This window comes from Pseudomonas sp. T8, from assembly GCF_024610635.1.
Lineage (GTDB): Bacteria > Pseudomonadota > Gammaproteobacteria > Pseudomonadales > Pseudomonadaceae > Aquipseudomonas > Aquipseudomonas chlororaphis_I.
On record NZ_CP102374.1, the window covers coordinates 2,572,827 to 2,587,679 of the forward strand.

The window sequence follows — 14,853 nt, forward strand, 5'->3', positions numbered from 1 at the left end:
CCATCATTCCGCTCCAAAAATATTAGTACAGTTTTCACAACGAGGAACAACCTCTCCCGTTCTTGGACGAATAGCAGGAGTAAATTTAATATCGTTAAGCTTAAGAGCAGGATTACTCAAAAGCAGTTCATTAGCAGCTCTAAACTCAGCACAACGCCCTAGAGTGTTTCCACATGCAGTTTTAACACCCAAGCCTCCCAACTTATCTGCATACATCTGTAATTCAGGTGCAATTTTAGTCGGTACTTTCCCGCTGGACATGGTGACTATTTTTCCTGTCAATGGATCTACGGCACCAATCGCGGTTGGCGGTTTATATTTATCAAACGTCCTGATGTATTGCTCTAATTGTTTACTAGCATCATCTAGGAGCTTAGCTGTTCCTCCTCCCACGCTTGTACCGAAGCTTGCATCATTAGCTGCAGCTTTGCCAGTACCTACAGTTTTCGTTTCCCCAGACACCAAGTCGAGTGCTGCTCCCTTCGCAGCTTCACCACCTGATGATCGAGTTTCAGGAACAGCCGCCTTAACCCCATAGAAACCTGCAAGGGTTGAAGTCACTGCCTGCAGGGTCATCGCCAAGTCATAACGCTGCTCAATTTCCTCTCGACTTCTCCCCGACTCTTTAACGATTGCGGTTATAGCAGAGTCCCGGGTAATGCTCCCAGAATCTAACCCTCTCAATACCCTCTCAACGTTAGCAGCGTCGTTCGGAAACAAATCTTTATAAAGCAGTGAATAGCTAACATTTTGACCATATTGCGCTAACGCACTATTTGCCAACGCAACTAGACGTCCACACTCCGCTCCAGCCTTATTGCCCGCAGTACAAGCTGCACGGATTGCAGAATCTCTATCTTGGTCAAGCTTGTTTATAGCTACTAATTCTTTGACTTCCTCAGATGTAATTGTGCCTTGACGCTCTTTAGCTAATAGATCTTTCTTTTTCTGAGCCTCGCGCACACTAAGATAATTATTCTCAACCGCATTCTTCCCAACCTGAGCCGCCGCCACCGCATTCAGCGCATCCTTGCCCACAGCAGAGCCCGCAATACCCGCCGCCAATGTCGACAACGCGGAGATCGTTTGCTTCTGCTCCGGCGTCAGCTCTTCGTTGCTGACGTCGCCATACAGCTGGCTGCGGATCAACTTCGCCGTGACCTCAGCGGCTACAGCGCCACCTGCCCCTGCCAGTGCCGAGTTACCGCCGGCCCTGGCCAGCACTGCGCCCAGCACCGCGTGAGCCATGAGGTTCGCGGCGGCATCGCCCTCGGTCATTTCCTTCACTGTCCGTGCCAGATACGGCGCCGCTGCCCCCGCAGCGGCCGCTCCGATATTCCCACCTGCAATCCCCTGCACGATGGCCGACACAACCTGGGTGGTGCGCTGGAAGCTGCTTCCCACACCGTAATCTTGCTGGACCTGCTGCCTTACCTGATCGGTTGTCGGGTTGACGATCCCCTTGTCCAGTAACTTTTGCCGCGCCGTTTTCGCCGTGTCGCTATTGGCATCTTCTGCCTCGCGGATTTTGTCTGTAGCGATGGTATTGCCAATGCTTTGCGCCAGCGCCACCGAACTGGTGATCAGCTCCATACGCTCGCGCATGGCCTTTTCATCGGGTTTGTCGAGTTTCTTGTTGGCATTGGCCGTGTCGCGATTGAGGCCAACCAAGTCATTGGCGCCCTCAGGATTGCGCACAATAATCGTGCCCTCGCTGACCGCTGACTGGGTCCGGCTATGGTCCGACTCATTGAGCGCCATGCCCATCGGAGCCCCCAGTGTCGTGCCTCCCGAGCCACTGGAAACACTGGCGCTGGCCGATGTGCTTTTGATTTCGCTGGTGTTCTTGATGTCGCTGAGCAGCAACCGATCAGTGATCAGCAGGTTCTTGTCGGCAGAGGCCTCACTCGCGATGACGGCGCCTTGCAAGATGGTGTTCTTGCCGACATCGATCGTGTAGCCGCCCTTGCCCGCATACAGACCACTCTGGTCAGTGACCCCCTTGTAATCGCTGCTCATGTTGCCGGCGGACATGCTCCCGGACGCCGTGACCATCGAGCCGTAGCAGAACGGCGGTACGCAAATGCTCGCGCCAAAACCAGCGCTGCTTTGCTTGCTCTTCTGCGTCTCGGTGTCCTGCCGTGAAGCGATGTTGAGATTGCCGCCGACATCTGCCTGGATGCTGTCGGCATGTACCTGGGCGCCGGCCAAGGTCGTGTCCTTGCCGCTGTTCAGGACCAGTGCACCGGTTTCCAGCGTGCTGTTGACCTGAGTGACCGAGCTGCCCGAACCCATGCCTTTGGCGATCTGTGCCCCCAGGTCCAGGGTGAAACCGTTTTGCTCACCGATGTTGAAGCTGGCACCGATGCTGGTTTTGTTGTTTTTACTGTCGTTTTTTCTCTCAGTGGTGTTCTGCGCACTTTCCAGGGTGATGTCGTTTTTGGCCACCAGCGTGGTACTGCCTGCCTTCAGGTCGCTGCCCACCACATGGATATCGCCTTGGGTATCAGGTGCCTTACCCGTTGCCACGATAGACAGCTCTTTACCCACATTGAGCGTGCTTTGCTTGGCAGTTTCACTGGTGTATTCGCTGGTGCTCTTGCTGTGGGTATTGGCAAGCTCAGTACCGATTTTGATCAACGAACCATTGCTGGCCGTCCCACCTTGCTTGTCTTTGAAACCGGAACGCTGACCATTGGCATCCGAGGCGTACCCGCCAAGGTTGTAGGCATCCATGGCGACCTGGGCCAGCTTCACGGCCTTGAGGCGCGGGTCATCCGCCTCTTTTGCGGCCTTGACCCCATCACGAATACTCCGTGCAGTATCCACAACGGTGCCGCCGATCACACGCCCCACGGCAAGGCTCTTGGACTTGTCGGTAGAGCTCTGGCTAGCGCTCTCCATACCCGCGGTAATGGTGACATTGGAACCTTTAAGGGCCATATCCTTGGTGCTGACCAAATCACTGGCCACCACCTTCAACTCACGCCCCGCCTCAAGCTTCACACTGCCTTCGCTCGAACCCACGGTACTGCCGGTCAAGGTGGTTTGCGCCGCCTTGCCGGTGTGGTTACTGCTGCTGATCGACAAGTGCTGGTTGCCGGTGATGTCGTCCACGCCCAGGTTGTTGGCGGTGAGCACGCCCATCAGGTCGCGGTTTTTCTGCTTGTGCAACTCGCTACGGGTGAAGGTATTTTCAGCCGCGTCGATGGTCAGGTCATTGCCGGCCTGTACGCTCAGGTCTTTGGTGCTGACCAGCGCGGAACCAGTAACGGTGGCATCGTGCTTGGCAACCACGTCCACGGTGTTGCCGGAAATGATGCTGCCGACCGCCTTGGTCTGGGTTTCCGCCAGTTTGTCCTGGACCTTGCTGGCCTTCAGGCCGCCCCAGCTGCTTTTGCTTTTACTGCTCTCGTGGCGCGCACTGTTGGAGTCGCTGACGGCCAGGATTTGCACATCATTACCCGCCGTCAGCCGGGCAGCACCTTTGTCTGCTGCGACTTCGCTGCCTTTGACCAACAAGTCGTTGCCAGCGATCAACACGCTGTTATTACCCGAGGTGACAGAACTGGCGATGTTGGTAGTACTCGCCACCTCATCCAGCCGACTCTTCTTGCCCGACGAGCTCTTCTTGGTCTTGCTGTAGAAGCTGTAGTTGCTGTCTTCCGCGGACTCCAACGCCAGGTTGCCGCCGGCCACCAGATACGCCTCATCCCCCGCACTCACCCGGCTGGCAATCAGCTCCAGATCCTTGCCGGCACTGAGGGCCACGCTGCCACCCGCGGTCACCGCCGTGGAGACCTGGCTGACCTTGTCGGACTGGCCCTTGTACTTCTTGGAACTGGAGTACGAGTGCTGCTCGTCCGCCGCCGAGGCCAGGGTCAGGTTGCCGGTGGCGGCCATGGCGAGGTTGCGTTTGGCGTCGATCTGGCTGGCGATGGCCGACAGATCGCGGCCGCTGTTGATTGTCAGGTCGCGACCGCTGGTGAGCACCGAGCCGTGCTGGCTGGTGCTGGTGTGCAGGGAGTTGGTCCGAGTCTCGTTGTCCTGCTGTTCGACAGCGGTAAGGTTGGCATCCCGGCCGGCGTTGATGGTGGTGTCGCGCGCGGCTTGCAGCACGCCAGCGGCGTTGTTGAAGTCACGACCGGCCTTGAGCGTCAGGTCGTTGGCGGCTTCGATACGCGCGGCGCTGTCGAGGAAGTCACGCCGCTGTTGCAGATCGCCGCCGCTGTTCTGGTGGCTGGTGACCGTGCGTTCATTGATCAGGTCGCCGTTGAGCGCGCTCAGGTTCACATCGCGACCGGCGATGATACCGCCCGCCTTGTTCACCAGGTTGTTGCCCGCCAGCAGGTCCAGGCGATTGCCGGCTTCGATCAGCCCGCTGTTGACCAGGTCGTTGCCGGCCTTGGCCGAGAGGTTGTTGGTGGCGCGCAGGGTGCCGGCGTTGAGCAGGTCCTTGCCGGCGATCAGGCTGATGTCCTGCCCGGCGATCAGCGCGCCGTTGGCGGCCAGGCGGTTGTTGGCGTGGGCCATGTACAGCACCGGCACCAGCACGTTCTCGCCATTCACCTGATGCGATTCGAGCCAGACGATGTCGTGGGTCAGGGCCGCGACCTGCTCGGAGGTCAGCGAGGTGCCGATCGCCAGGTTGAGCTGCTGCTTGCTCTGCAGCGCGTTATCCATCAGGTACTTGAACAGTTTCTCGTCGGAGTTCTGGCCGTCGATGAAACGTTGGCCGGTGCGGGCGACCACCGCCTGCTGGATCAGCCGTTGTTCGTAGAAACCGTCGCCCAGGCGCTTCCAGCTGTTGTCGGGGTTGTAACCCAGGTTCGACAGCAGGTAGTCCGAGCTCATGAACTGTTTCTGGTTGGTCAGCACCGGGTTGGTTTCAACCAGGTATTTGTGCGCTTGAGGGGGATTGTCGAGCGTCGGGATACCCTGGACCCGCACAATGCTGCCTTGCACCTGTTGCGCTGGGGTACGGCTGTATACCGGCCCCTGAGCAGTCGTTCCACTGTCTATCGGGGTCGTGACGCTAATCGTCGGCAGGCTGGCATCGACGCCAGGCTGCACCGCACCAACCTGCGCCAGCTTGCGCTCAGTCGCCGCCACCGGGGCCAGCGAATCGATCTGGATCGCCCGCGCCTGACTCTGGGCCTGGTTCTGCTCGCGCTCGGCGAATCTCAGGCTGATGCTGCCCATGCTCCAGTCCATCGGTGCCGGGTTGCGCTGGGTCGCCGCGGTGTCGCCGGCTCCTTCGCTGCTCAGGCGGAACAGGCCGTGTTGCCCGACCGGCAACGTGAAGCCTGGCAGGGCCAAGGGGTTGACCTGCTGCTTGGCCAGGTCCGGCGGCAATTGCGAGTTGATGTAGATCGGCGTCGAATACTGACTGCCCGCCGAGGTGTCGCCGGTCTTCTTGCCACCACCGACATAGGCGTAATAACCACGTACCACGCCGTTGTCGATCTTCTCCGAGGCATTGAGCTGGACGCTGGCGCCGGACTGGATAATGGCGTCGAAGTGCTTGCCGTCGCTGCTGTCCAGAGCCTTGGTACCACCACCGGCCAGTTTTCGGGTACCGGTCATCAGGGCGTTGAACCGCGCCAGGTCGGCTTCGAAGGTACTGGAGGGCTTTGCACCATTTTTGGCATTGAAGTCAGCCACCGCGGCGACCGCACCCTGGTACTCATCCACGTGGTTGTATTTGATGGTGGTGGTTTCAATGTCCTGAGGCACCACCCCCTGGTTCTTGATGCTGACGGCATTGATCGCCAGGTTGCCGGAGGAAGCGATAAAGCTGCTTTCGTTGCTCAGTTCCTGGGCACCGATGTTCAGCTGCCCGCCGCTGGAGATACTGGAAGCCGCCGTACTGGCGGTCACCTGCAGGCGATCACGCTCGGTGAGCTGCCAGACCGCATTGCGCCGATTGCCATGTTTCTTGACATGGCATACGCCAAAGGGGCCGCACGGCAGTTCGACGATGCTGGCGTAGTACTTCTCGTGTTCCGAGTAGGTGAGGATGTCCATGACGTTCTTCACGGTCATGGCGCGAATGGTCATGTCGCCCAGGCTTTCGATCGTGCCGGAGCGGTTTTCCAGCAGGCTCGACTGGGCCTGCCCGGCATTGGCGGCCACCAGCAGGCTGCCCATGCTGAAAACGTCGGCATAGCGATTGCTGAAGCTGTTGCCCAGCAACTGCATGTCGCCGCCGCTGAAGATCGAGCTGTGTTCGGCATCGCTGACACCGGAATTGAGCAGCGTCCCGAAATTGAGGGTCAGCGCCCCGGCGCTGCCGAGGGAGCCATAGTTATTGATCGCCCCGGCATTGACCGTCAGCCCCTGGGTGGAGCTCAGGCGTCCGCGATTGGTGAGCACCCCGCCGACATTGATCCGGGTGTTGCCACCACCGGCGATAGTCGCGGAGCCTGGCAGGTCGAGCTGGGCGGCGCCGAAGCTCATGTCGCCCAGGCTGGTCAATCGGCCGTTGCCACCGTAGGCACCGGACAGTTGCAGGCTCAGGCTGCCGTCACTGGCGATCAGGCCATCGTTGGTCCAGTTGCCGCCACCGCCTTCGAAGCTGTCGGAGGCCAGCAGTTGGCCGCTGGCACTCTGGTAGAAGTTGTTGACATTGACCTTCAGACGCCCGGCCTGGATGACGCTGGTGTTGCTCCACGAATCGGCCGCGAGGGTCAGCCCCCCTTGGGTGACCAGGGTGCCGCCCGCCCCGCTGACGTTGGCCATCGAGATATCGAATTGCCCTTTGCCGGAGTGCAGCAGGGTACCGCCGGCATTCTGCAAGCTCGTCGCGTTGAGGCCCAGGTCGGTACTGGCCACTTCGATGCGGCCGTTACGGTTGTCCAGCAAGCCGCCGATCTGGAACAGGCTCTTGCCGCCGCTCCCTGCGGCCCGTAGCTGACCCTGAGCGTTGTCGATACTGGCCGCACGAATAAGCAGCGAGGTGTCACTCTCGATAACCCCCAAACGGTTATTCAATGCACCGCTCAAGCCGAGATCGATGCCTTGACCGGCGACCTGCCCGCCTTTGTCGCCGCCGTTGTCGAACGTAGTCGCAGTGACGCCAAGCTGGCCGCTGGCGTAAAGCCCGCCATTGCGGTTATCGAAGCCGGCGGTGTTGACGATGACATCGCCCTGGCGCGCGGCAATGCGGCCCCCGTTGTTGTTCAGCCCGGCCAAGGCACGCAGGTTCAAGCGCTGGGCTTCGATCACGCCACGCTGGCGTTGGTCGTTCAGGTCATAACCGTTGAGCAGCACGCCACTGATGTGGGTTTCAAGCGCGCCCTTGAGGCTCGACAGCACCCCGCCACGGTTGTCGACGCTGGCCGCGGTAATACTGACCGCGCCGTCCTGACCGATGACCTTGCCGCCCTGGTTGTTGAAGTCGCCGCTGATGTTCAGCGTCAGGCCGTTCTGGCTTTGCACCGCGGCCTTGCTGTTATCGAGGCTGGCAGCCGTCAGCTCAAGACCCGCATCACGGCTGTAAATCAAACCGCCCTGAGCATTCTGGACAGCTCCCGCGACACCCAGCGTGGCTTGCTGATTGGCCGCCACGGTGCCGTGGTCACGGTTGTCCAGGCTGTCGGCATTGAAGGTCAACAGATCCTGGCCGATCAGTTTGCCGCCGCGGTTATCGACGTGGGCCGCGTGCTTGAGTAACAAGGCCCCGTCACTGCTGAGGGTACCCAGGGCGTTGTCCAGGTTACCCGCCACATCCAGGGTCAGGGCACCTTTTGTCGCCAGGCTGCCGCCACTGTTGTCCAGGCTGCCGGCGCGCAGATCGACCGATTGCAACGCACTGAGGTTGCCGGCCTTGTTGTTCAAGGTTGCCGCCTTGAGATCAAGCGTGGCACCGCTGTCGAGCAGACCGCCGCCCGCGTTATTCAGCAGGCCGGCGACCGTGAGCGTCTGGCCGCCGACACTGGAGACCACCCCTTCGCCGCTGTTGTCCAGGCTCGCGGCGCTCAGTTTGAGCGTGCCATTGCTGGCCAGGGCGCCGGCGCCGCTGTTCAGCAGGGCGCCGCTGACATCAACGGCCAGGTTGCCCTCCTTGCTGGAGAGCGTCCCGTGGTTGCGGTTGTCCAGGCTCCCCGCCTCGACGGTCAGGCCCTTGATCCCCGACACCAGGCCATTGGCATTCAGCAACTGGCCGGACACGACACCCAGTGCCGCCTCACTGATCAACTTGCCTTGGCTGTTATCCAGCGTGCGGCCCGTCAGCGTGAAGCCTTGACGACTGGACAATGTCCCCTGCTGGTTCTTCAGGTCCTGCAGTTGCTTGATGCTCAACAAGCCTTTGGCATTCAGCTTGCCGAGGCTGTTGTCGAGATCGCCATTGGCCAGGTCCAGGGTCACCGCGCCGTCGCCCAACAGGCGACCGCCACGCTGCGTCAGCCCCGTGACCTTGAGGTTCATGTCACCCTTGGCCGATACCTCGCCGGCATCGCTCGAGTCCAACTGGTGCGCGGTCAGCTCCAGCGCGCCTTTACTGTTGATCAGCCCGCTGTCCGTGTTGTTCAGCGCCTTGGCCGACAGGTTCAGCCAGTCACCGGCCAGAACGGAACCGTGACGGTTGTTCAAGTCACCGCTGGCGATGCTCAAGCCGTTGATGGCGTTGATCAGCCCCTGGTCCTGGTTGGTCAATGACCCCTGTACCGTCAGTTTCAGCCCGGAACGGCTGGTCAATGCGCCGGCGCTGTTATCCAGGCTGGCGGCCTCTACCTCCAGCGCCGAGGCACCGATCTTGCCCTTGATGGAGCTGAGCGCCTGTTCGACCCGCAGGGTCAATGCCTGGTTGCCGAGCAACTGGCCGCCGTCGTTGTTCAGGCTCTTGGCGTTGAGTTCGTAGGTCGCGTCGCTGGAGATTTCGCCGTTGCGGTTATCGACGTCACTGAGGTTTTTCAGCAGCAGCGCACCCGGTGCGTGAATGAAGCCGCCCTGGTTGTTCAGCCGCCCCCGATCCAGGTCCAGGCTCAGGCTGGTGTTGCTGAACAGACTGCCGCCCTGCTGTTCGAGGCTGCTGACCTTCGCGGTCAGTGCCTTGTCACTGCCGATGCGCCCGGCCGCGTTGGTCAGTTTTGCCGCCGTCAGGTCCAGGGTGTCGCCACTGTCGAGGCTGCCGGCCTGGCTGTTATCGAAGTCACCGGTGGTGACCTGTACCGCGCCCTTGCCGCTGATCACGCCTTTGTGGCTGTTGTCCAGGCTGGCGCTGCGCAACTGCACGCCGCCCTCGCTCACCAGCTTGCCGCCCACGTTGGTCAAGGCGCCACGAGCGCCGAGGTCCAGCGCAGCAGCGCTCATGAGACGACCGTCGCTGTTGTCCAGGGCTGCCGCAGCCACATCAAGGGTGCTCTGGCTATCGATCAGCCCTTGGTTGTTTTGCAGGTCGCCCTTGAGGGTGAGGTCCAGGCCTTGCTGGCTTTTGATTTTCCCACTGCGGTTATCGATACGCCCGCCCGTGATCGTCAGGTCGGCCAGCGCATTGATAAAGCCGGCAGCCTGGTTGATCACCTCATCGACCTTGAGCGTCAGCCTGTCATGGGCCTCGACCAGACCCTGGTCGCTGTTATCCAGCTGCTTGCCTGTCAAGCTCAGACCGGCCTGGGTAGAAAGCTCGCCGCCTCGGTTATCGAGCGTATCGACCTTGAGTTTCAGCGCTTTTGTCGCCCCTACCAGACCGCCTTGGCGGTTATCCAGGCTCGCCCCCGTCAGGTCCAGCGCGCCAGTGGCGATCAACTTGCCGCCCTGGTTGTCCAGGGTGCCGATGTGCGCGGTCACATCCTGTTTGCCGGAGATATCGGCAGCGCGGTTGTCCAGGCTGGCGGCGGTGAGCAGCAACGCGCCGTCGGCAACAACGGTGCCGCGCTGGTTAGCAAAAGCCGTATCGACCTTCAGGTCCAGGTCACCGGTGGTGCTGAGCAGGCCATCCGTGTTGTCCAGGCTGGCGCTGTGGCTGTCGATGGAACTGGCGCTGACCAGGCCCTTCACGTTGTTCAGGGCCTCGGCGATGCGCAGTGTCAGCCCCTGGTCACTGATCAGTTTGGCACCGTTGTTGTCCAGGCTTTGCGCTTTCAGGCTGAAAGCCCGGGCGCTGGAAATCTCACCCTTTTGGTTGTCGACACCCTTCAGGTTCTTGAGCAGCAGGGCTCCCGGCGAATGGATGTAGCCGCTCTGGTTATTGAGCTGTCCGTTGTTCAGGTCCAGGCTCAGGGCGGCCTCGCTGAACAGCTCCCCGTGTTGCTGATCGAGCCCGGTCACGCTGGCCGTGAGGTCCTGTGCGCTGCTGATGCTGCCATCGGCGTTATTGACCTGGGTGGCGATCAGGCCAAGTCTGCTTTCACTGCGCAGGCTTCCACCCTGGCTGTTGTTGAAGGTCGTCGCGGTGATTTGCGTGGCGTGCTTGCCGGACAGCAGGCCCTTCTGGCTGTTATCGAGAGGGCCACTGGCAACAGTCAGGCCCTTCTCGGACTTGATGGAGCCGCCCTGATTGAGCAGTTCGCCACGGCTGGTGATCGACAGGTCTTCCACGCTCTCGATACGGCCGGCGGTGTTCGTCAGTTTGCTGGTGCCCAGGGTCAAGGAGCGGTCGCTGTGGACCCGCCCGCGGGTGTTGTCGAGCCCACCGGCCAGGGTGATCTGCAGCCCGTTGTGGCTGTCGATCTCGCCATCGGTGTTATCCAGGCTCTGGCTGTTCAGCGTCGTGGTGCCCTTGCCCTGGATCAGCCCCTTGCTCTGATTGATAAGACGGGCAACCTTCAGTTGCAGATCGCCACCGACCAGGACTCTGCCGCCGTCACTGTTGTCGAGTTGCTGGCCGGCAATTTCAGTGGTGATTCCGCTGGACAGTTTTCCGGCGCGGTTGTCGATGCCCTGAACCTCGAGTTTCAGCGCTTTTGTCGCCGCGACCAGGCTGTTGTCACGGTTGTCGAGAACACTGCCGATCAGCGTCAGGTTGCCTTGCGCCACCAGGGTGCCGCCCTGCTGTTGGAGGGTGTCGACAGTCGCATGTACGTCGCCTTGGCTGGCGATCCGCCCCAAGGCGTTTTGCACGTTCTGGGCCTTCAGCGTCACCGGGCCAACGGCGCTGAGCAAGCCGCCGCGGTTGTCCAGGTGGGTACCGGTCAGGCCGATCCCTGCCTGGCTGGTGATCACGCCTTTGTCGCGATTGTCGAGTTGGCGCACATCGAGCTGCAGGTGCTTGTCGGCGCGTACCTTGCCCCCGCGGTTGTCCAGCAAAGCCGTGTCCAGGGTCAGGCGATCCTGGCCGGTCAGGCTGCCGCCACGGTTGTCGAGACTGCCAGCCTGCAGGTCCACCACACCCTTGGCGCCCAGGTCTCCTGCGCTCTGGTTATCGAACAGGCCCGCGATCCGCGTGGTCAGGCTGCCATCGCTGGCCAGGCTGCCGGCATGGCGGTTATCCAGGCTGGCGGCGCTGATGCTCACACGCTTGGCGGAACCCAGGACACCGCCCTGGTTGTTCAGGGCGCCGCTCAAACCGATGTTCAATGCCACGTCACCGCTGACCTGACCGTCGCTGTTGTCCAGGCTGTTGGCCGTCAGGGTGGTGATGCCGGCGCTGGAGACTTCGCCATCGTGGTTATTCAGATGGCCCAATGTGGCGCTGAGATTGCCGTCGCCGCTGATCAGGCCCCGGCCGTTGAGCACCTGACCGGCCTTGAGATCGATGCTGCCGCTGCTCAGCACCCGCCCCTTGCTCTGGTTATCCAGGGTCGCGGCGCTGACGTTGGCGCTCTGCCCGGCACTCAAGGTGCCGCCCTGGTTGCTCAGGGTTTGCACAGTGTTGACCGTCAGGTTACGGCTGGCGATCACGCTCTTGCCGCTGTTGTCGAGGTGCTGCGCGCTCAGGCTGACATCGCCATTGGCATTGCGGCTGTTGCCGGTTTCGATCCCGGCTTCGATGATGCCGCTGTTGCTCAGGCGGCCGCCGGCGCTCAGGCTGATGCTGTCGCGCGCAGTCAGGTTTTGTCGGTTATTCAGGTCGCCCTGGGTCCGCACATCGAGCGTGCTACCGGCATGGACCGGACCTTGGGCCTCCAGACTGGCCGCCTTGACCTTGATCGCCGTATTGGCCGAGGCCTGGACCATGCTCAGGTGACCGTTGGCATCGAGCTGGATATCGCCGCCACTGGCGATCAGCTTGCCGTCGAGTTTTACCCCCACGCCCGCTTCAGTTCCCACCAGCTTGATCGCCCCGGCATACATCCCGCCCAGGGCCGAAGAGTCGATCGCCAGTTCCGGCTTGGCGCTGCCGTCGTCGGCGCGGGCGGTGGTGTTCAGGGTGCGGGCGTTGACGTCGTTGCGGCCGGTGACGATGCTCAGGTTTTTCGCCTGGATCTCGGCGTTGATCTTGGCGCTGCGGGTGATGATTTCGAAGCGGTCGACGTTGTTGGCGTTGAGCGTCGCGCCCTCGATGGTCACCTGCCCCTGATCGACCTGATAACGGCTGAGCTGGCCGTTTTCGATCACCGGTTTGCCGGTGGTCAGGGTGGCTTTCGGGGTGTTGATGAAGCCGCAGCCGTTGCAGCTGATGCCATAGGGGTTGGCGACGATCACATGGGCCGACTGCCCCGCCACTTCGGTGTAGCCGCGCAGTTGGCTGGGGCTGCCACCGTTGACTTCGTTGAGGATGGTTTGCGCCGCGACGCCCTTGAGGTTCGGGTTGCCGACGATGATCCCGCCCAGTTGGGTGCTCTGCGTGCGGTCGGTGGCGTTGTTGAGGATCAGCCCCTGCTGGCCGACGTTGTAGTCGTGGAACTGGTTGTGCGACAGGCCGCTGCCATTGGGCGTGGCGATATTGACGATGGGTACGCCGTTGCCCGCTTGCCCCAGGCTGGTGCCCGGCGCGCTGACCACGATGCCTTCCGCCTGGGCCCACAGCGGTTGCCAGAACATGGCGTTGGCCAGGATGAACGCCAGGCCGCGCTTGGGCATGCCCCAGAAGTGCTCGCGGGTTTTCAGGGCAGCAGAAGGCTGGCGGGCCAGGAAAGCGAATTGGCGAACATCCATGTCGAAGGTCTCGAAAAAACGCGAATCAGAGGAGGAAATCCAGGCGGAAGTAGATCGGCGCTTCGCGCTCGCTCAGGACATCCGGGCGTTCAAGGGAATGGGCGAAGGTCACGCTGGTCGCCAGGTGCTGGCCGCGGGCGAACAGCTCCAGGGAGTTGCTCGACATACGCCCGTGCTGCTCACCGTTGTAACGGTCGCCACGGATCACGCCCTGGTCGTAGCCCAGGCTGCTGCCGTACTCGGCGAACACCGGACGCAGCCAGCCGAGGGTCACCGGACGGCTCCAGCGCAGGTCGTTGCGCCAGTAACCGCCGCTGTCGCCGGACAGCGACTGATCCTTGTACCCGCGAATCGACGACTGCCCGCCCAGGCTGGTGCGCTGCGGGCTGAACAGCACGTCTTCGCTGCGCTGGCCGGTCATCAGGCTGCTGAAGCTGAACGACTCGCCCCACAGCTTGAACGGCTGCAGGTAACTGAGGGTGGCGGTGTATTTGCGGTAGCGCGCATTCGGCTCGCCGGGTCCTGGGTGGCCATTGTCCTGGGCGTCGAAGGCACCGATGCCGTGCTGCATGCCCAGGTCGAGGTTGACGAAGGCGCCGCCGATACGCCGGCCGTGGTTGATGCCGAACTGGGCTTCGCTGAGGCGATTGCTGCTCAGGGCCAGCTTGCTGTCTTCGATGAAGTTGTTGGTGCGCAGGTAGGCCAGCCCGGCATTCAGCGAGGTCTTGCTCAGCGCATCGCGCAGGATCACCCGCTCGGCGCGCAGCTGGTGGTTCTGGCTGTCGCCGGTCTGCTTGAAGCTGAAACCATTGGCCTGGGCCTGGGAGCGGTACTCACTCTGGCTGTAGGTGTAACTGAAGTTCCACCAGCCCCAGGGCAGGTTGTAAGAGAGCATGGCGTTGTTGGAGGTGTGCTGGTGGTCGCTCATGGCATCGTGGCCACCGCGCAACATCAGCTGGTCGGCCAGCCCCAGCGGGCTGTCCCAGTCGAAGGTGGTGCCCCACTGCTGCTCGCCGGTGCTGCGCTGGCCGTCGTTGCTGCGCGACAGCCCGGCCCGCCAGGGCTTTTGCGCGGTGTTCTTGACCAGCACTTGGCTGCCGCCGACCTCCTTGCCGGGGGCCAGCTCCATTTGCGCCTGGTTCGACGGCAGGCGGTTGAGCTGGTCCACCAGTTGTTCGATTTCCCGCAGGTTGACCAGCGCGCCGACCTGACCGGGAAAGGCCATGGCCAGCTCCCGCTCGGACAGCTGGCTGTCGGCCGCGCCCTTCAAGCCTTCGAGCCGGCCCTCGACCACCAGCACCTTCAAGTGGCCGCCAGACAGGTCCTGCTGCGGCAGGTAGGCACGGCTGGTCACCAGGCCCTTCTCCAGGTAGTAGTCGGTGATGACCTTGAGCAGCTCATTGAGCTGGCTGACGCCCAGGCACTGACCGATATAGGGCTTGAGCAGGCGCGCCTGCTCGGCGGCGGACAGGCTGTCGGCGCCCTTGAGTTCGATGTCCTGGATCGGGAAACAGCGGGTGTCGGCAGGCGCGGTCGGCGCCGTGGGGGCAGCCTCTTTACCGGGCAGGTCCTTGAGTTCTTCCAGGCGCCGGCGCTGCTCTTCGAGCAGGCGGTCCTGGCGTTCGCGGATCAGGTCGGTGTCACCGGGGGTGGGAGCAGCATGAACGAGGTGTAGCGGAGTCAAGCACAGCAAAGCCAGGCACAACCTCCCCGCGAGGGCGGGTGAGTACATGTTCGATCCCTCGAGACGCATTAGTATCAAAATGATATCAATATGTTAATTGGTCATCATTTTGGCGTCAATCATTCATC

At 61.7% G+C, this 14,853-nt stretch carries 2 protein-coding genes; both read right to left on the bottom strand.

Annotated elements, in window-relative coordinates; translation table 11 throughout:
• Positions 1–3 precede the first annotated feature (3 nt).
• A complete protein-coding gene (locus tag NRG23_RS11525; protein ID WP_257374637.1) occupies positions 4–13,041 on the bottom strand; it encodes a hemagglutinin repeat-containing protein in 13,038 nt (4,345 codons plus the stop codon).
• A 25-nt stretch (positions 13,042–13,066) separates the two neighbouring features.
• Positions 13,067–14,773 carry a ShlB/FhaC/HecB family hemolysin secretion/activation protein gene (locus NRG23_RS11530; RefSeq protein WP_257374638.1) on the bottom strand — a complete coding sequence of 569 codons (1,707 nt, stop codon included), beginning with the start codon at positions 14,771–14,773 and terminating at the stop codon, positions 13,067–13,069.
• Positions 14,774–14,853 lie beyond the last annotated feature (80 nt).

Excerpts from the sequence above, each read along its gene's own strand:
- NRG23_RS11525 (WP_257374637.1), bottom strand. The coding sequence starts at position 13,041 with ATGGATGTTCGCCAATTCGCTTTCCTGGCCCGCCAGCCTTCTGCTGCC.
- NRG23_RS11530 (WP_257374638.1), bottom strand. The coding sequence starts at position 14,773 with ATGTACTCACCCGCCCTCGCGGGGAGGTTGTGCCTGGCTTTGCTGTGC.